This window comes from Pseudomonas sp. FG35, assembly GCF_057809295.1.
The window spans coordinates 283,907-302,151 of sequence record NZ_JBMDJR010000004.1 but is presented as its reverse complement, the minus strand read 5'-3'; the positions used below and the strand labels follow the sequence as shown (position 1 = coordinate 302,151).

Below are 18,245 nucleotides of genomic sequence, written 5' to 3'. Positions count from 1 at the left end.
AGGCATTTGTACACTGGCCCCACCGGGCTTGGCAATCAGGCGCGGCGGGGATGGCACGGCTCTGGTCGGTTTGCGACCGGTGAACCACCGATTCGCTTGGTCGGATGCGCAGGTTGAAACATTTGCTAAAGCAAAGTGCTGGGTTATAAATAAATCACGAGCGACGCAGGAAGCCTCCGCATGGAATCGAAAGAAAAACTGTTAATGGAACTGCTGGGCCACACGGCACGCTCATTGACCCACCTCACCGCCTCGATGACTTCGATGTCCTTCGAACTGCTGCGCAGCGAAGACGACGTGGTCAAGGCCGCCAGCCGGCAGATGATCGACCGCATGGCGACCATCAGCGCCGGGCTCGACGAGCATTGGCGACTGATCGGCGAACTCACCGGCGTCCACGTCGCCCACGAGCAGATCGAGACCATCCAGGAAATCCAGCTGGCCGCGCCGCCACAGCTTCCGGCGAACTGACGCGTCTATCGGCGGGCCTGATGGCCGCCGATTCACAAGACGAACGTCGCTGGCGCTGCACCGGGTCGCGGGCCATAGTTTTGTTCCCGCAGGCGTGATTGCCTGCCCAGAACAAGACAGAGACTGGCCATGACCAAGACTCTCCACCACCGTGCCTGCCACCTGTGTGAAGCCATCTGCGGCTTGACCATCGAAACCACCGAAACCGACGGCCAGGTGCAGATCACCTCGATCAAGGGCGATGCCCTGGACACGTTCAGTCGTGGGCACATCTGCCCCAAGGCCGTCGCGCTGCAAGATATCCAGAACGATCCGGATCGCCTGCGTCAGCCGATGCGCCGGGTCGGCAGCGAATGGCTGCCCATCGAGTGGGACGAGGCGGTCGAGCTGGTCGCCGAAAAACTCTCGGCGATTCAGGAGCGTTATGGGCAGAACGCGGTCGCCGTGTATCAGGGCAACCCCAGCGTGCACAACTACGGGTTGATGACCCACAGCAATTACTTCCTCGGCCTGTTGAAAACCCGCAACCGCTATTCGGCGACGTCGGTCGATCAACTGCCCCATCACCTGACCAGCTACCTGATGTACGGCCACGGCCTGCTGCTGCCGATCCCGGACATCGATCACACCGATTTCATGCTGATCCTGGGCGGTAATCCACTGGCCTCCAACGGCAGCATCATGACTGTGCCGGATGTCGAGAAGCGTCTGAAAGCGATCCAGGCCCGAGGCGGCAAAGTGGTGGTGGTCGATCCACGGCGCAGCGAGACGGCGGCGATGGCCGATCAGCATCTGTTCGTGCGCCCCGGCGGCGATGCGGCGTTGTTGTTTGGTGTGCTCAATACGTTGTTCAGCGAAGGACTGACGTCTGACAGTCATTTGCCGGTGGACGGTCTGGACGACGTGCGCGCGGCGGTGGCGGGATTCACCGCTGAAGCCATGAGCCCGTTGTGCGCCGTTCCCTCCGAACAGATCCGCCAACTGGCCCGGGACTTCGCCGCTGCGCCAAGCGCCGTTTGCTACGGTCGGATGGGGGTTTCCACTCAAGCCTTCGGCACGCTGTGTCATTGGGTTGTGCAGTTGATCAATCTGGTCACCGGCAACCTGGACCGCGTCGGTGGTGCCTTGTGTACCGAGCCGGCGGTGGATCTGGTCGCCTCGACTTCAGGCGGGCACTTCAATAAATGGCAGAGCCGCGTGTCCGGACGTCCCGAGTACGGCGGTGAGCTGCCGGTCTCGGCGCTGGCTGAAGAAATGCTCACCGAAGGCGAGGGGCAGATTCGCGCGTTGATTACAGTGGCTGGCAATCCGGTGTTGTCCACGCCCAATGGCCGGCAACTGGAGCAGGCGCTGGACGGGCTGGAGTTCATGGTCAGCGTCGACCTGTACATCAACGAAACCACGCGCTATGCCGACCTGATCCTGCCGTCGACTTCGGCGCTGGAGAACGATCACTACGACACCACTTTCAATCTGTTTGCGGTGCGCAACGTCACTCGATTCAACCGGGCAATCCTCGCCAAACCCGAAGGGGCGCTGCACGACTGGGAAATCTTCGTCGGCCTGGCCAAGGCCTTCGCCGCGAAGACCGGCAAGGAGCTGAAACCGACGATGCCGCCGTCGAAGATGATCGACACGGGATTGCGCATGGGCGCCTATGGCGATGCGTCCGAGCATAAATTGTCGCTGGCGACGCTGTTCGATCATCCGCACGGTGTTGACCTGGGAGCGCTGAAACCCAACCTGACACCGCGATTGAAGACCTTCAATCAACGAGTTCAGGCGGCGCCGCCGGAAATCCTCGCCGACCTGGCGCGCTTCGCCGCGTTGCAGGCGCCGGCCGCCGATGAGCTGTTGATGATTGGTCGCCGTCATGTACGCAGCAACAATTCGTGGATGCACAATTACCACCGGTTGGTGAAGGGCAAGCCGCGTCATCAGTTGTTGATGAATCCGGACGATCTCGCCAGTCGCGGGCTCAGTGATGGTCAGCTTGTCCGGGTCAGTTCGCGGGTCGGGCAGATCGAGGTCGAGGTGCTGGGCAGCGCGGACATGATGAAGGGCGTGGTCAGTCTGCCGCACGGATGGGGCCATGCCCGGCCGGGTGTGCAGATGTCGATCGCCAGCGGTCAGCCGGGCTCCAGCGCCAATGACCTGACCGATGAATGCCAGCTCGACGAGCTGTCAGGCAATGCGGCGCTCAATGGCGTGCCGGTGAAGGTGGCGGCGGCTTGAGCAAGTCTGTCGGGGAGACCGAGCAGGGCGCTCGGGATTCCGTTACAATGCGCCACCGTGCCGACCCATGAGTCGGAAAGTTCAGCCGAGGTGCTCCATGGATATCATCGAAACGATTAAAGAGCAGATTGCCAACAACACCATTCTGCTTTACATGAAAGGCTCGCCGAATGCCCCCCAGTGTGGCTTCTCCGCGAAAGCTGCGCAGGCTGTGATGGGCTGCGGCGAGAAGTTCGCCTACGTCGACATCCTGCAGAACCCGGAAATCCGCGCCAACCTGCCGAAGTACGCCAACTGGCCGACTTTCCCGCAGCTGTGGGTAGCCGGTGAACTGGTCGGCGGCAGCGACATCATGGCTGAAATGTTTGCCAACGGTGAGCTGCAGACCCTGGTCAAGGAAGCATCCGCCAAGGCTGCTGCGGCCAAGTCCCAAGCCTGATTGGCTTCTGCCCGGATTTCGGCGAGCTGAAGTCCGGGCAATAAAAAGCCCCGCCTCTCGAAAGAGGGCGGGGCTTTTTAGTGTCGCGAGTTTAGCGCTGGCTAATTACTCGTCTTCGCCCATCTGCGATTGCAGATAGTTCTCAAGACCGACTTTATCGATCAGGCCCAGTTGGGTTTCCAGCCAGTCGATGTGTTCTTCTTCGGATTCGAGGATGTCTTCGAGCAATTCACGGCTGCCGAAGTCACCCACCGATTCGCAATGCGCGATGGCGGCTTTCAGGTCAGCGTGGCCGGTCTTCTCGATACGCAGGTCGCACTCCAGCATTTCCTTGGTGTGCTCGCCGATGTGCAGCTTGCCCAGGTCCTGCACGTTCGGCAGGCCTTCGAGGAACAGGATGCGCTTGATCAGCTTGTCCGCGTGCTTCATCTCGTCGATGGATTCGTGATACTCGTGCTTGCCGAGCTTGTTCAGGCCCCAATCTTCATACATGCGCGCATGCAGGAAGTACTGATTGATCGCGACCAGCTCATTGGCAAGGATCTTGTTGAGATGCTGGATGACTGTTACGTCGCCTTTCATGATGGGAGTCCTGCCCTAAGTAACGGTATATAAGGCAGAGTTTGAGCTTGGTATTTATAAGTGTCAAACCTAAGTTATTGAATAATAAATGAAAATTAATCTGAATAAGAATGTTTGTGTTCCGCGTCTAGACGCTAAGCAGTTGATTTTCAGGCATAAAAAAACCGGACATAAGTCCGGTTCTTCGAATTCTGGATAATTACGCGGCGGTAAATTCTGCCGGGTAGGGGATCGCAGCCTGGGCGGTTTGCAGCTTGGTCAGGGTTTCGCGGACCACTTCCTTCGCCAGGCACGCACATTTGCCGCATTGGCTGGCGACGCCGGTGGCCTGACGGACTTCTTTATAGCTGCAGCAACCTTCATAGATCGCTTCGCGGATCTGTCCGTCGGTGACGCCAGTGCAGAGGCAAACATACATAAGTGAGAACCGTCGCTGGTTGTGACTCAATTGCGATGGATCTTAATGTTAACGAGAATGATTGTCAAAGTGCTTTCCCAGTGGTTTTCATCGCCACAGCCTGTGACTGACGAACGGTGGTGCATGGCCGGATGCCAGCCGGGATTTCGCGAAAAACCTTTAAGGACAGTCGAAAAACGCAGTGTATGATGGTCGGCCCTTGCGAAGGGGGTTCGTGTCACAGGGCTGTCGCCTGAGGGTGGCAGGCTGGCCCGAACCCTGAACTTCAAGTTTCTACACCAGGAGATATCAATGAGCGTACTCGTAGGCAAACAAGCCCCTGACTTCACCGTCCCGGCCGTACTCGGCAATGGCGAGATCGTTGACAGCTTCACCCTGTCCTCGGCCATCAAAGGCAAATACGGCCTGGTGTTCTTCTACCCGCTGGACTTCACCTTTGTCTGCCCGTCCGAGCTGATCGCTCTGGACAACCGCATGGCCGACTTCAAGGCACGCAACGTTGAAGTAGTCGCCGTTTCGATCGACTCGCACTTCACCCACAACGCCTGGCGCAACACACCGGTCAACAATGGCGGCATCGGCCAGGTGAAATACACCATGGCTGCCGACATGAAGCACGAAATCGCCAAGGCCTACGACGTTGAGTCCGAAGGCGGCGTGGCTTTCCGTGGCGCGTTCCTGATCGATGACAAAGGCGTTGTCCGCTCGCAGATCATCAACGACCTGCCGCTGGGCCGTAACATGGAAGAGCTGATCCGTCTGGTCGACGCTCTGCAATTCCACGAAGAGCACGGCGAAGTCTGCCCTGCCAACTGGAAAAAAGGCGACAAAGGCATGAACGCTTCGCCAGAAGGCGTTGCGGCTTACCTGACCGAGAACGCTGCTGCCCTGTAAGGCGCAACGTCGAGGTACAAAAAAACCGGCTCTTGAGCCGGTTTTTTCATGCGCGGGATTTAACCCGACGACCCTCAGTCGTCGAAGTCTTCCCAGCCGCCCATCTGTTTCCAGCGGTTGACGATGCCGCAGAACAGCTCGGCCGTCTTCTCGGTGTCGTAACGCGCGGAGTGCGCTTCACGGCCGTCGAAGTCGATGTCGGCTGCCTGACAGGCCTTGGCCAATACGGTTTGACCGTAGGCCAGACCCGCGAGGGTCGCAGTGTCGAAGCTGGAGAACGGGTGAAACGGATTGCGCTTCATGTCCAGCCGCGCGACGGCAGCATTGAGGAAGCCGAGGTCGAAGCTGCTGTTGTGGCCGACCAGAATCGCCCGCTTGCAGCCGTTGGCTTTCAAGGCCTTGCGCACGCCACGGAAGATGTCGGTCAGCGCTGTTTCTTCGCTGACAGCCATGCGCAACGGATGATCGAGCTTGATCCCGGTGAACTCCAGTGCCGCCGGTTCAACGTTGGCGCCTTCGAACGGCTCGACGCGGAAGAAGTAGGTGTGATCCGGATAGACGAAACCCTTTTCATCCATGGCGATGGTAGTCGCGGCAATCTCCAGCAGAGCGTCGGTGGCCGAGTTGAAGCCACCGGTTTCTACGTCGACGACAACCGGCAGGTAGCCGCGAAAGCGTGCTGCCATTGGATGACGGGAACCGCCGCCACCTTGACCGTCCAGTTCGTCGTCGAAATGGTCTTCACTCACGCGTGTTCCTCCAGCAGGCGCCAGCGCAGTTTTTCACCGGCGCGCAGCGGGATAACGGTCAGCTCGCCGAAAGGCAGGCTGGTCGGGGCGGTCCATTCGTCACGAACCAGTGTGATGCGATCGGTGTTCGCCGGCAGGCCGTAGAAACGCGGGCCGTTGAGGCTGGCGAAGGCTTCGAGCTTGTCCAGCGCGTTGCGCTGTTCAAAGGCTTCGGCATACAGCTCGATGGCGGCGTACGCGGTGTAGCAGCCGGCGCAGCCGCAGGCGGCTTCCTTGGCGTGCTGGGCGTGCGGTGCCGAGTCGGTACCGAGGAAGAACTTCGCGCTGCCGCTGGTGGCGGCGTCGAGCAGGGCTTCCTGGTGAGTGTTGCGTTTGAGGATCGGCAGGCAATAGAAGTGCGGCCGGATCCCGCCCACCAGCATGTGGTTGCGGTTGTAGAGCAGGTGATGCGCGGTGATGGTCGCGCCGACGTTGGCCGAAGCCTCGTTGACGAACTGCACGGCATCGCCGGTGGTGATGTGTTCGAACACCACTTTCAGTGTCGGGAAACGCTCGACCACGCGGCGCATGTGCTCGTCGATGAAGATTTTTTCGCGGTCGAACACGTCGACGTCGCCACGGGTGACTTCGCCGTGGATCAACAGCGGCATGCCGGCTTCGGCCATGGCTTCCAGCACCGGGAAAATCTTGTCGATGCTGGTGACCCCGGAATCGGAGTTGGTGGTGGCGCCAGCCGGATACAGCTTGGCGGCGTGCACGAAACCGCTGGCCTTGGCCTCACGGATTTCTTCGGGCTGGGTGCGGTCGGTGAGGTACAGCACCATCAGCGGTTCGAAACGACTGCCGGCCGGGCGGGCAGCGAGAATCCGCTGGCGATAGCCGTCGGCTTCAGCGGCGTTGCGCACCGGAGGTACCAGGTTGGGCATGATGATGGCGCGACCAAAGGTGCGCGCGACATCCGCAACGGTATTGGTCAACACGGCACCATCGCGAAGATGAATGTGCCAGTCGTCGGGACGCAGCAGGGTCAGGCGGTCGGACATGAGGGGATTCCAGGCGGGTCAAACTGAGGCGAATGCTACCGGAAAAGACTCTTGCAGGCACTCGCTATCAAGTTTTGCGACGAGCGTCCGATATCCCATAGGTATGCCGTAAAGATGTATGTCTCGGTCTTTTTCGTTGTAGAAGCCAATGGAGCCTCCCGTGCGCCAGCGATATTTAGCCTTGCTCAGTGTGTTTGCCAGCCTCCCCGCGATGGCACTGACCTACCAGACCCGTCTGGAGAACATTGAGTGGACGGTCGAGGGCGACAAGTTCGAGTGCCGTCTGACGCAGCCGATCACTGATTTTGGCTCAGGGCAATTCGTGCGCAAGGCCGGCGAGCAGGCGACCTTCCGCCTGAACGCCTACAACGCCATGCTCGGCGGTGGTTCGGCGACCTTGCTGGCAGCGGCTGCGCCGTGGCAGCCGGGTCGTGGCGACATCAATCTGGGCACGGTTCGACTGGGCAGCGGCAACGTGCTGTTCAACAGTTCTCAATCCCAGGCCGGGCAGTTGATCAGCGGGCTGATGGACGGTCGCAGCCCGGTGGTGCGCCGGGCATCGGGCGATGGTCGGGTGTCGGAAGTGCGCCTGTTGCCGGTCAAGTTCAGCAAGGCGTTCAATGACTATCAGACCTGCGTGGCGAAACTGCTCCCGCAGAATTTCGATCAGGTCAAGCAATCGCAGATCGGCTTCCCCGGCGAAGGCATCGAACTGGACGCCGCCGCCAAGGCCAAGCTGCAAGTGATGCTCGAGTACATGAAGGCCGATCCGACGGTCAATCACATCGAACTCGACGGCCACTCGGACAACAGCGGCAATCGCCTGACCAATCGCGAACTGTCGCGCCGCCGCGCGCTGGCCGTGGTCGACTTCTTCAAGGCCAACGGCATCCAGGAGTCGCAGATCACCGTGCGTTTCCATGGTGAGCGTTATCCTCTGGTGCCGAACACCAATGCCGCCAACCGGGCCAAGAACCGTCGGGTCAATGTGCACCTTGCGCGGGTGGCACCGACGACTGCTCCAGCGCCTCAGGCCAGCACACCTGCCAACACTGCGGCGACTTCCTGACCTGCCGGTCATCGTCGCTCTCTCGACAGATTCTGTCGCTTTGTCGTCTTAAGCTGTCGCGCCTCTGTAAATTATCGCGTTTGAGCGGTAGACTCCTCGGCTTTCCGTAGAACCCCGTGGAGTGATGGCATGGCGGACGTAAACAAGGTCGTTCTGGCGTATTCCGGCGGCCTGGACACTTCGGTGATCCTCAAGTGGCTGCAGGATACTTATAACTGTGAAGTCGTGACCTTCACCGCTGACCTGGGTCAGGGCGAAGAGGTCGAGCCGGCTCGCGCCAAGGCGCAGGCCATGGGCGTCAAAGAAATCTACATCGACGACCTGCGCGAAGAATTCGTGCGTGACTTCGTGTTCCCGATGTTCCGCGCCAACACCGTTTACGAAGGCGAGTACCTGCTGGGTACTTCCATTGCGCGTCCGCTGATCGCCAAGCGTCTGATCGAAATCGCCAACGAAACCGGCGCCGACGCCATTTCCCACGGCGCAACCGGCAAGGGCAACGACCAGGTGCGTTTCGAACTGGGTGCCTACGCGCTCAAGCCAGGCGTGAAAGTGATCGCCCCTTGGCGCGAGTGGGACCTGCTGTCCCGCGAGAAACTGATGGACTACGCCGAGAAGCACGCGATCCCGATCGAGCGTCACGGCAAGAAGAAATCCCCGTACTCGATGGACGCCAACCTGCTGCACATCTCCTATGAAGGCGGCGTGCTGGAAGACACCTGGACCGAGCACGAAGAAGACATGTGGCGCTGGACCGTCTCCCCGGAGAAGGCTCCCGACACCCCGCAATACCTGGAACTGACCTACCGCAACGGCGACATCGTCGCGCTGGACGGCGTCGAAATGACTCCGGCCACCGTACTGGCGACCCTGAACAGGATCGGTGGCGAGCACGGCATCGGCCGTCTGGACATCGTCGAGAACCGTTATGTCGGCATGAAGTCCCGTGGCTGCTACGAAACCCCGGGCGGCACCATCATGCTGCGCGCTCACCGCGCCATCGAATCGATCACCCTGGACCGCGAAGTCGCTCACCTCAAAGACGAGCTGATGCCGAAGTACGCCAGCCTGATCTACACCGGTTACTGGTGGAGCCCTGAGCGTCTGATGCTGCAACAGATGATCGACGCTTCTCAGGTCAACGTGAACGGCGTTGTGCGCCTTAAGCTGTACAAGGGCAACGTGATCGTGACCGGCCGCAAGTCCGACGATTCGCTGTTCGACGCCAACATCGCGACCTTCGAAGAAGACGGCGGCGCCTACAACCAGGCCGACGCGGCGGGCTTCATCAAGCTCAACGCACTGCGCATGCGTATTGCTGCCAACAAGGGCCGCAAGTTGTTCTAAGTTCTTCGGGCCTGATGGAAAGAACGGCCTTGTCGTAGCGACAAGGCCGTTTTTTTTTGGAGCGGGGGCTCGTTTGACTTGATAGGTACCTGTCAGCGTTACTGTCATCATCGGCTGTACATCGTGCATTGCATGGATGTCTTCCTCCACGCTTTATCTCCTTTCATATCTTTCCCAATACAGATGTATTCAACGAATGAGTGTTGTAAACAATACAGAAGGTTGTTCCTTGTGTTCTTTTGAGTTTTTTTCCAGATTGTCGATATGTTCTTTAAGTAAAATATCTGACACAGCGTCGGTTAAAAACAGAAACAGCCTCAGCGAATGCTTGTTTGGATGTGGGAACTTTTCCAGTAGCTCCGCTATTACCGAACTCGTGTGTATCTGTCGAATGTCAATGATGTACACCCTGTCCAACGGTTTTGGTAGTTTGACAGCGTGTAAATCGACATTCGGCTGAGTGGGTGCAACCTTGTTCGGAAGATTGATTTCTTCTTCGAAAGCCTTGAGAAAGTTCTTGTCGTTGTCGAAGTCGGATGGAGCATACAGAGAGCGATAGTTGAAGTTCAGGGTGATGAAGAACAGAAACAACAGGTAGAACGGAAAACTGATCAGGAACCAGACGTACAGCTCCCGTTCATTATTATTAAGAAATGGCAGTGATACGGCGGCGGAGGTTTCCGATATAAAAGCGAAGATGGCAATGACGGTAATGGGGTTGGGGATCTTCCTGTTGATTTTTAGCATGGTATTTACTCATGAATGGTCTTTCTCGTCGTCTTGATTGAGTGAGTGGTCGAGTTTCAAGTTGTCGGATAAACAGGATTCTCGGTGTTTGGTGTTTATATTAAATTCCAGGAGTGCGATATGTGTAAGGTGTTTCTGTTTTTTAATGTGTGGTCGCTGATCTTCGTTTCGGTGTTTAGCCTGTCATGAACGCTATCGAGAAGGGCGGGGTAGGAGCCGAACTTCCGGATGGGAGTTCATGTTTTTCTGTGAGTGAGTCTTTTCTGTAGGAATAATCTTTATTGGCTGTAGGAGGCGTCTCTCGGTGCTGGTGAAGAGGAACTTATCCATGCCATGGAGGAAATGACTGAGTTATTGTGCCGGTTCTAAAAATTCGAACAGCGAAACTGGACTTGCCCATGAATAAAGTGCTGATCGTGGATGATCACCCCGTCATTCGTCTTGCGGTACGTATGCTGATGGAACGTCATGGCTACGAAGTCATTGCAGAAACGGATAACGGCGTGGATGCATTACAACTTGCTCGTGACCAGATGCCGGATATCGTCATTCTGGATATCGGCATACCGAAACTGGATGGTCTGGAAGTCATTGCGCGTCTTACGACCATTGCAATGCCATTGAAGGTGCTGGTGCTGACGTCCCAGTCACCGGGACATTTTTCCATGCGCTGCATGCAGTCGGGGGCGGCGGGCTATGTCTGCAAGCAACAGGATCTGACGGAGTTGCTGAGTGCCATCAAGGCGGTACTGTCCGGATACAGCTATTTTCCGAATCAGGCGCTGCATACCGTGCGGACCAGCCTTGGAAACGCCAGCGAAGCGGACATGGTCGATCGCCTGTCCGGGAGGGAAATGATGGTGTTGCAGCAGTTGGCGCGCGGCAAGACCAACAAGGAAATTGCCGACGGAATGTTCCTCAGCAACAAGACCGTGAGTACCTACAAAACCCGGTTGCTATTGAAGCTCAACGCGCGCTCGCTGGTGGATCTGATCGAACTGGCGCAGCGAAACGGTCTGGTCTGAGAGTTTCAGTGGCTGACGGATCATGGGCGGATCGGAATCAGCGTGTGACTGAAACAGAAAAGCCTCCGTTTCGGGAGGCTTTCAAATGTCAGAGATCAAAATCGTAATCGGCCAATTGCTTTTGCAGTCGGCGCTCCTCAAGCAGGTTGTCGATGGTTCGGCGTTTGCTCAAGTTGGTCTTGGCGACTTCAACCACAGGATCGGCATCATCGGCCTCCGTGGCGATAAAGTCGTCATCCGCTTCCAATTGCTCTTTGCTGGTGCTCATAAGGTCAACTCCAGGCTAAGACTGCCTTTGGCGCTCCTTATATCGATATTCCAGCAGATGGTAAAAAAGATTTTTTCAATCGATAAATCAATAAAACCAATAGTCGCTCAATCGTCAGAAGTTTTGTGCTTGTAATCGCACAGATCTTCAATCCGACAGCTGCCACAACGGGGTTTGCGTGCCAGACACACATAGCGTCCGTGAAGAATGAGCCAGTGGTGCGAGTCGAGCAGGTATTCTTTTGGCACAAACTTCATCAGCTTCTTTTCCACCTCGACCACATTTTTACCCGGTGCAATGCCGGTGCGGTTGCTGACCCGGAAGATGTGGGTGTCCACGGCCATGGTCAACTGGCGGAACGCGGTGTTGAGCACGACGTTGGCGGTCTTGCGGCCAACGCCGGGCAAGGCTTCCAGTTCTTCACGCGTCTGCGGGACTTCCCCGTTGTGTAATTCGACCAGCAGGCGGCAGGTCTCGATCACGTTTTTGGCCTTGCTGTTATAGAGGCCGATAGTCTTGATGTACTCGGACAACCCTTCGACGCCCAAGGCGTGAATGGCCGCCGGTGTGTTCGCCACCGGAAACAGCTTCGCCGTCGCCTTGTTCACCCCGACGTCCGTGGATTGCGCGGACAGAATCACCGCAATCAATAGTTCGAAGGGCGAGGAGTAGGCCAGTTCGGTCTTGGGCTCGGGGTTGTCCTCGTGAAGCCTGCGGAAAATCTCCAGACGTTTTGCGGCATTCATGGGTGATGCGTTTCCTCGGGTAAGGCGGCAGGGCGAGTCCAGGCCTGACGGGCGGCCAGTAACAATCCAAGCAATATGAAGGCGCCGGGAGCCAGCGTCGCGAAATGCAGGCCGTCGCCGAACAGAATCAAACCTTGCCAGTGTTCGGACAGATGATGGCCGATGCTGCCCTGACCGATCAGCTCACGCAACACTGCGAGCACAATCATCAGCGCGGTAAACAGGCCGCAAAGTTTTAGTCGATTACGGACAGGCCGGCGAAAAAATCCATTGTGTTCCAGCACGACGCACTGCAAGCCAATCAGCCCGGCATAAAGACTGATCAGTTGATGCCACTGCATCGCAACGCGTTGCAGAAAAATATCGGCGCAGCCGGCCAGAGTTGCGGCCAGTATCAGGCTGACCGGCAACAGGCTCTCGCTGCTCAGGCGCGAGCGCAGCGGTGTCATGCACAAACCGTAAACGCCCACGACAACCGCAAACATCAACAGAGTCGCCAGCGCACCTGCAACGGAGTCGGTGGCACCGATCAGCAGCACCAGCATCATTGAGTTCGACAGAGTCGCTGACGTATTCATGGAGCGCTCCCGAGCAGGGTCGTCCGGTGTTCATCGAAGTAACGCAGGGCATCGTGAATGGCATTGATCGCCGCGCGAGAGGTAATGGTTGCGCCCGCGATCTGGTCGAATTCTCCCTGATTCTTTTTCAGTGCCCATCCGGCGTCGGTCGGTTGGTTGCTCGATTTTCCGCTAAAAGTCTCAAGCCAGCCATTTGGCCAGTCGCCGATATGCCCACCCAGCGAAGGCGTTTCGTTTTGCTCGAGGGTTTTGACTCCGAGCAATCGGCCGTCGGCATCGATGGCAATCAGCAACTCGATATTGCCGGCATAACCTTGGGTCCGGCTGCGCAACAGTGCCGCCACGGGGTGGCCGCTTTTGGTCGCCCGATAACCGCCCAGCATCAGACTGTGGCTCAGGTTGATGTCGGTCAGCGTCAGAGGTTGTTCCAGCGGCTGATTGTCGTAAGCGTCGACCGGCAGCACGTCCAGCAATTTACGATTCTCGAACAGACGCTGTGCGGCGGCAATCTGCGGTGCGTTGCTGCGTTGCACCAGCCACGTCACGCCGATGCCCAGCGCGGTAATCAACGCTAGTGTGATCAGGCTGTTCGTTCGGTTCATGGTGTCACCTGCGCCTGACGGGCCATCGCGAAGCGCTCCAGCGCCGGCACGCACAGGTTCATCAACAGCACCGCAAACGCCACGCCGTCGGGGTAACCCCCCCAGGTGCGAATCACGTAAGTCAGCAACCCCACGCCGATGCCGAACAGCAGGCGGGCGAGCGGACTTTTTGCCCCCGAGACCGGTTCAGTGACAATAAAAAATGCCCCGAGCATGGTAGCGCCACTCAGCAGGTGAAACAGTGGCGAGCCGTGGGAGTCCGATCCCGAACCGTTCCAGCACAACAGGCTGATCACGAACAGGCTGGCGAGCATGCCGACCGGCGCGTGCCAGCCAAACACCCGGCGCTGCAACAAAAACAGCCCACCGGCGAGGAACGCCAGATTGATCCATTCAACGCCGTGCCCGCCAAAGCGACCGAATGCCGGATTACCGGCAAACAATTCGTTCATGGTCAGGCTTTTATTGATGCGCAGACTGTCCAGCGCGGTGGCCTGAACCCAGGCATCCGGTTGCGCGCCCAGACTGAACACCTGACCAAAAGCCGCCGTCAGATCCATGCCATGGGCCGGCCAATGGGTCATCGGCTGAGGAAACGTCACCAGGGCCAGCGCGAAGCCGAGCATGGCCGGATTAAATGGATTTCGGCCAACACCACCGTAGAGATGTTTGCCCAGCAGCAGGCCCGAGGCGATCGCCGTAACCGTCAGCCACCACGGGCAATAAGGCGGCAGGGCAATCGCCAGCAGCGTGGCGCTGACCACCGCGCTGCCATCGGTCAAGGTGGCCTGCATGGGTTGCTGACGCAGGTGTGTCACGGCGGCTTCAACACCCATAGCCGTGACGACGGACAGGATCAGGTTGATCAGCACGCCCCAACCGTAAAACCAGAACAACGCCAGCCATCCCGGCAATGTCGCCAGCAAAACCAGCTTCATTGCCTGTTGCAGGCGCTCGTCTCTGGTTTCAATGGATGACATGGGCTTTTACCTGCCGCTCTGCTTCTTGCAGGCGGGCGCGGGCTTTTTCGAGGATGTCGGTGGGCGTGCCGTCGCGCCGTTGCAGTTTGTTAAGGTCGGCGCGAGCGTAGGCCAGTTCGGTTTTCAGCTGGCGCAACTGGTCGTCGATCGGACGTTTCTCGACACGCACAAGCTCCGGCGCCGGTTGATTGCTGGCGGCTTCGGCATTGTGCAGCGCCTGTTCGGCGTCACGCAGCGCTTGCTCCAGCGCGGCGATCTCGGCTGGCGGGGCCTCTGCGGTTTGCGCCTTTTTCAGCTCGGCGCGGCGCATCGCCAACTGGATTTTCGCTTTTTTCAGATCGGCGTCCTTTGCAGGGGCGGCTACGACTGGCGCAGGTGCCGCGCTTTTTTCCAGCTGCGCCAGTGCCTGTTCGGCCGCTTCGAACTGCTGTTGAAGGACGATCAACTGCGATTGCTGATCGTAGGTCGGCGGATGACCAAACGCCTTCAGCGACTTGTTCAATTGCGCTCGGCTCATGGCCACGTCGATCTTGGCTTTTTTCAGTGCAGCATCGGCGGTCGCGGCTTTTTGTGCGCGCACCCGTTCGAGCGCTGCTTGCACTGGATCGAGCGTGGTGGCGGCGACTTCGGCCTGTGCCGCGCGCTGCGCCCGGGCCTCACGTTCGGCTTGCTTCTGCTGTTCTTCGCGTTGCAGGCGAGCATTGCGCCGTTCAAAGCGCTGACGGGCGTGATCGCGTTTGGCCGCGCGGGCCTGCTGTTCTTCAAGGCTGATGGCCAGACCACCCACCACCGGCAGTGTGCCCAAAGGCAGCGGGTGCATCTCGATGCAATCGACCGGGCAGGGTGCCACGCACAGATCGCAACCGGTGCATTCGTCGATGATGACGGTGTGCATCAGTTTTGCCGCGCCGACGATGGCGTCGATCGGGCAGGCCTGGATGCACTTGGTGCAGCCGATGCATTCGGCCTCGCGGATGTAGGCCACTTGCGGCGGCGCCGAACCACGACTGATGTCCAGCTCCAGCACCGGGATTTTCAACAGTTCGGCCAGCGCCGCGATGGTTTCGTCGCCACCCGGCGGGCACTTGTTGATCGGCTCGCCGTCGGCGATGCCTTCAGCGTAGGGTTTGCATCCGGGATGGCCGCACTTGCCGCATTGGGTCTGCGGCAGCAGGGCATCGATGCGTTGAATCAGACTCATGTTTTGATCAGTCCACTGAATCCGAGAAAAGCCACGGCCATCAGTCCGGCGCCGATCAACAGGATCGGCAGGCCACGAAAGGGCAGGGGAATATCGTTGTCGGCCGTGCGCTCACGCAAATCGCTGAACAGGCTCAACACCAGCCAGAAACCCAGGCCGGCGCCAAGGCTCAGCGCAATTGCATGAAACAGGCCTTTGTCCGCTTGCGCGTTGATCAGTATCAGCCCCAGCACACCGGCATTGCCCAGCAGCAGCGGCCACAAACCATCGAATGGCAACGCCGGGAGCCAATGCGCCAACAGCTTCAGCAACGGCGTGATCAGCAAGATGCTCAACGGCATAAACACAAACAGGCGCAGGAATTCCAGTTGCAACGGCACCAGTAGCCAATGCCAGAGCACGTAACCCGCCACACCGACAAGCAGCATCAGACACAACGTTGCCAGCCCCAGCGCATGCACTTGTCGACGCTCACTGCCCAGCAGCGGATCGACGCCCAGCGGCCAGTGCAACACGAAGTTGTTGATCAGTGCAGCACTGAAGAGCGTAAGCACGAGTTCGGTCATGGTTCTGCCGGTGGCAACGGGCGTGTGTCATTTAAGGTTAGGCATTATCCGGCAGCCGTGGAGGGCGGGCCAGATATGAAAAATCCCACAGGCGCACGGAGCACGCCTGTGGGATCTGTCAGGGCAGAACCTTACTTGATGCGCTGACCCGGCTTGGCGCCGCTGTCCGGGCTCAGCAGGTAGATTTCTTCACCACCAGGGCCGGCTGCCATCACCATGCCTTCGGAGATGCCGAACTTCATTTTCCGTGGCTTGAGGTTGGCGATCATCATGGTCAGGCGACCGTCGAGCTTGGACGGATCCGGGTAGGCGCTCTTGATCCCCGAGAACACGTTGCGTTGCTCGTCACCGATGTCGAGGGTCAGACGCAGCAGCTTGTCCGCACCTTCAACGTGTTCGGCCTTGACGATCAGCGCCACGCGCAGGTCGACCGCGGCGAAGGTGTCGAAGTCGATTTCCGGCGACAGCGGATCCTTGGCCAGTTCGCCATTGCCGGTAGGCGCGGCGGCACCGGTGTCGGTCTGGCTGGCGGTCAGGTCTTCTTTCGAGGCGTCGGTCATGGCTTGCACTTTTACCGGGTCGATGCGGGTCATCAACGGCTTGAATTCGTTCAACTGGTGGTTGGCCAGCAGGGTGGTGTGGTCGTTCCAGGTCAGCGGGGCGACGTTGAGGAACGCCTCGGCATCGGCAGCCAGCACTGGCAGCACCGGTTTGAGGAAGATCACCAGCTGGCGGAACAGGTTGATCGCCGTGGCGCAGACCGCCTGGACTTCATCCTGCTTGCCTTCCTGCTTGTTCAGCGACCATGGCGCCTTGTCGGCGATCCAGGCGTTGGCGCGGTCGGCCAACGCCATGGTTTCGCGCATGGCACGGGCGAAGTCGCGGGCCTCATAGGCGTCGGCGATGCTCGGCGCAGCGGCCAGGAAAGCTTCGGTCAGTTCCGGTGCGGCGTTGGTGTCCACCAGCAGACCGGCGTTGCCCTTCTGGATGAAACCGGCGCAACGGCTGGCGATGTTGACGACTTTGCCAACCAGGTCGGAGTTGACCTTCTGCACGAAGTCTTCGAGATTCAGGTCGAGGTCGTCCACGCCACGGCCGAGTTTGGCCGCGTAGTAGTAGCGCAGGTATTCCGGCGACAGGTGATCCAGGTAGGTACGGGCCTTGATGAAGGTGCCGCGGGACTTGGACATCTTCTGACCGTTGACGGTCAGGTAGCCGTGCACGTTGATTCCGGTCGGCTTGCGCAAACCCGCGCCTTCAAGCATCGCCGGCCAGAACAGGGCGTGGAAGTTGACGATGTCCTTGCCGATGAAGTGATACAGCTCGGCGGTGGAGTCCTTGCCCCAGAACGCGTCGAAGTCCAGCTCCGGCGTGCGGTTGCAGAGGTTCTTGAAGCTGGCCATGTAGCCGATCGGCGCGTCCAGCCACACGTAGAAGTACTTGCCTGGCTCGCCCGGGATCTCGAAACCGAAGTACGGCGCATCGCGGGAGATGTCCCACTGTTGCAGGCCGGCGTCCAGCCATTCGGCGATCTTGTTGGCCACGGCGTCCTGCAGGGTGCCGCTGCGGGTCCAGGCCTGGAGCATTTCCTGGAAGTCCGGCAGCTTGAAGAAGAAGTGCTGGGAATCCTTGAGCACCGGAGTGGCACCGGAGATCGCCGACTTCGGATCCTTCAGGTCGGTCGGCGCGTAGGTCGCACCGCATTTTTCGCAGTTGTCGCCGTACTGGTCTTCGGTGCCGCATTTCGGGCACGTGCCCTTGATGAAGCGGTCGGCCAGGAACATTTTCTTTTCCGGGTCGAAATACTGGGTGATCGAACGTTGGGCGATGTGCCCGGCGTCACGCAGCTTCAGGTAGATCTGGCTCGACAGCTCACGGTTTTCTTCGGCGTGAGTGGAGTGGAAGTTGTCGAAGTCCACCAGGAACTCGGCAAAGTCGGCGCTGTGTTCGGCCTGGACGTTGGCGATCAGTTGTTCCGGGGTGATGCCTTCCTTTTCCGCGCGCAGCATGATCGCCGAACCGTGGGCGTCGTCGGCGCAGACATAAATGCACTGATTGCCGCGATGCTTCTGGAAGCGCACCCACATATCGGTCTGGATGTATTCCAGCATGTGGCCAAGGTGGATCGAACCGTTGGCATAGGGCAGGGCGCTGGTGACGAGAATCTTGCGTGGTTCGGACATGTGGGGCTTCGCTACTTGATGAAACGGAGGTCGGCCACTATAAAGCGCCGGGAAAGATATTTCACCTCTGCAAATCGTTGCCGGACATGCCGTCCGGAGGGC

Annotated in this window: 20 protein-coding genes; 7 read left to right on the top strand and 13 right to left on the bottom strand. The window is 58.9% G+C overall.

The window, feature by feature from the left end; all coding sequences use genetic code 11:
• Positions 1–180: 180 nt before the first annotated feature.
• From ACODTD_RS10450 to grxD, 3 genes are all read left to right on the top strand, one after another.
• On the top strand, positions 181–471 hold the full coding sequence (locus tag ACODTD_RS10450; protein ID WP_007963969.1) for a hypothetical protein: 291 nt from the start codon (positions 181–183) through the stop codon (positions 469–471).
• 129 nt (positions 472–600) lie between these two features.
• A complete protein-coding gene (locus tag ACODTD_RS10445) occupies positions 601–2,706 on the top strand; it encodes a molybdopterin oxidoreductase family protein (protein ID WP_489104814.1) in 2,106 nt (701 codons plus the stop codon).
• Between the two features lie 97 nt (positions 2,707–2,803).
• Positions 2,804–3,145, top strand: a complete 342-nt coding sequence (gene grxD / locus ACODTD_RS10440) for a Grx4 family monothiol glutaredoxin (RefSeq protein ID WP_011335741.1) — start codon at positions 2,804–2,806, stop codon at positions 3,143–3,145.
• Positions 3,146–3,250: 105 nt separating this feature from the next.
• On the opposite strand, the gene bfr is transcribed toward grxD, so the two are convergent.
• Together bfr and ACODTD_RS10430 are read right to left on the bottom strand one after the other, a co-directional pair.
• The gene (gene bfr / locus ACODTD_RS10435; RefSeq protein ID WP_011335740.1) at positions 3,251–3,727 is read right to left on the bottom strand and encodes a bacterioferritin; all 477 of its coding nucleotides are present in this window, start codon (positions 3,725–3,727) and stop codon (positions 3,251–3,253) included.
• Positions 3,728–3,926: 199 nt separating this feature from the next.
• On the bottom strand, positions 3,927–4,145 hold the full coding sequence (locus ACODTD_RS10430) for a bacterioferritin-associated ferredoxin (RefSeq protein ID WP_007953193.1): 219 nt from the start codon (positions 4,143–4,145) through the stop codon (positions 3,927–3,929).
• A gap of 291 nt (positions 4,146–4,436) precedes the next feature.
• Here ACODTD_RS10430 and ACODTD_RS10425 point away from each other — a divergent pair, with 291 nt between their 5' ends.
• Positions 4,437–5,039, top strand: a complete 603-nt coding sequence (locus tag ACODTD_RS10425; protein WP_007963972.1) for a peroxiredoxin — start codon at positions 4,437–4,439, stop codon at positions 5,037–5,039.
• Positions 5,040–5,113: 74 nt separating this feature from the next.
• Here ACODTD_RS10425 and rnt read toward each other — a convergent pair whose 3' ends face one another.
• Both rnt and pyrC read right to left on the bottom strand, forming a co-directional pair.
• Entirely contained in the window at positions 5,114–5,788 is a 675-nt protein-coding gene (rnt, locus tag ACODTD_RS10420) for a ribonuclease T (protein WP_011335739.1), read from the bottom strand.
• Positions 5,785–6,831, bottom strand: coding sequence for a dihydroorotase (pyrC, locus tag ACODTD_RS10415; protein ID WP_011335738.1), 1,047 nt, complete (start codon positions 6,829–6,831; stop codon positions 5,785–5,787). The genes rnt and pyrC overlap by 4 nt, the downstream gene beginning before the upstream one ends.
• 160 nt (positions 6,832–6,991) lie before the next feature.
• On the opposite strand from pyrC, the gene ACODTD_RS10410 reads away from it, so the two are divergent.
• On the top strand, positions 6,992–7,900 hold the full coding sequence (locus ACODTD_RS10410) for a flagellar protein MotY (protein WP_007953200.1): 909 nt from the start codon (positions 6,992–6,994) through the stop codon (positions 7,898–7,900).
• A 129-nt stretch (positions 7,901–8,029) separates the two neighbouring features.
• Positions 8,030–9,247 carry an argininosuccinate synthase gene (locus tag ACODTD_RS10405; protein ID WP_011335737.1) on the top strand — a complete coding sequence of 406 codons (1,218 nt, stop codon included), beginning with the start codon at positions 8,030–8,032 and terminating at the stop codon, positions 9,245–9,247.
• A 189-nt stretch (positions 9,248–9,436) separates the two neighbouring features.
• Here ACODTD_RS10405 and ACODTD_RS10400 read toward each other — a convergent pair whose 3' ends face one another.
• On the bottom strand, positions 9,437–9,994 hold the full coding sequence (locus ACODTD_RS10400; protein WP_489104813.1) for a hypothetical protein: 558 nt from the start codon (positions 9,992–9,994) through the stop codon (positions 9,437–9,439).
• A gap of 398 nt (positions 9,995–10,392) precedes the next feature.
• Between ACODTD_RS10400 and ACODTD_RS10395 the strand changes: the two genes are divergently transcribed.
• Positions 10,393–11,019 (top strand): response regulator transcription factor, encoded by a 627-nt coding sequence (locus ACODTD_RS10395; RefSeq protein WP_011335735.1) that lies wholly within the window; start codon positions 10,393–10,395, stop codon positions 11,017–11,019.
• A gap of 88 nt (positions 11,020–11,107) precedes the next feature.
• On the opposite strand, the gene ACODTD_RS10390 is transcribed toward ACODTD_RS10395, so the two are convergent.
• The 8 genes from ACODTD_RS10390 to metG form a co-directional block, all read right to left on the bottom strand.
• Entirely contained in the window at positions 11,108–11,287 is a 180-nt protein-coding gene (locus ACODTD_RS10390; protein WP_011335734.1) for a PA3496 family putative envelope integrity protein, read from the bottom strand.
• Positions 11,288–11,394: 107 nt separating this feature from the next.
• Entirely contained in the window at positions 11,395–12,033 is a 639-nt protein-coding gene (nth, locus tag ACODTD_RS10385; RefSeq protein WP_007953205.1) for an endonuclease III, read from the bottom strand.
• A complete protein-coding gene (locus ACODTD_RS10380) occupies positions 12,030–12,611 on the bottom strand; it encodes an Rnf-Nqr domain containing protein (protein WP_011335733.1) in 582 nt (193 codons plus the stop codon). Before ACODTD_RS10380 ends, nth begins: the two co-directional genes overlap by 4 nt.
• On the bottom strand, positions 12,608–13,213 hold the full coding sequence (locus ACODTD_RS10375) for an RnfABCDGE type electron transport complex subunit G (RefSeq protein ID WP_011335732.1): 606 nt from the start codon (positions 13,211–13,213) through the stop codon (positions 12,608–12,610). The genes ACODTD_RS10380 and ACODTD_RS10375 overlap by 4 nt, the downstream gene beginning before the upstream one ends.
• On the bottom strand, positions 13,210–14,193 hold the full coding sequence (locus ACODTD_RS10370; RefSeq protein ID WP_221615290.1) for an RnfABCDGE type electron transport complex subunit D: 984 nt from the start codon (positions 14,191–14,193) through the stop codon (positions 13,210–13,212). The genes ACODTD_RS10375 and ACODTD_RS10370 overlap by 4 nt, the downstream gene beginning before the upstream one ends.
• Positions 14,180–15,394, bottom strand: a complete 1,215-nt coding sequence (gene rsxB / locus ACODTD_RS10365; protein ID WP_489104812.1) for an electron transport complex subunit RsxB — start codon at positions 15,392–15,394, stop codon at positions 14,180–14,182. Before rsxB ends, ACODTD_RS10370 begins: the two co-directional genes overlap by 14 nt.
• Entirely contained in the window at positions 15,391–15,960 is a 570-nt protein-coding gene (locus tag ACODTD_RS10360) for an electron transport complex protein RnfA (RefSeq protein WP_285354180.1), read from the bottom strand. Before ACODTD_RS10360 ends, rsxB begins: the two co-directional genes overlap by 4 nt.
• Positions 15,961–16,091: 131 nt before the next feature.
• Positions 16,092–18,143, bottom strand: coding sequence for a methionine--tRNA ligase (metG, locus tag ACODTD_RS10355; protein WP_285354181.1), 2,052 nt, complete (start codon positions 18,141–18,143; stop codon positions 16,092–16,094).
• Between the last annotated feature and the right edge of the window lie 102 nt (positions 18,144–18,245).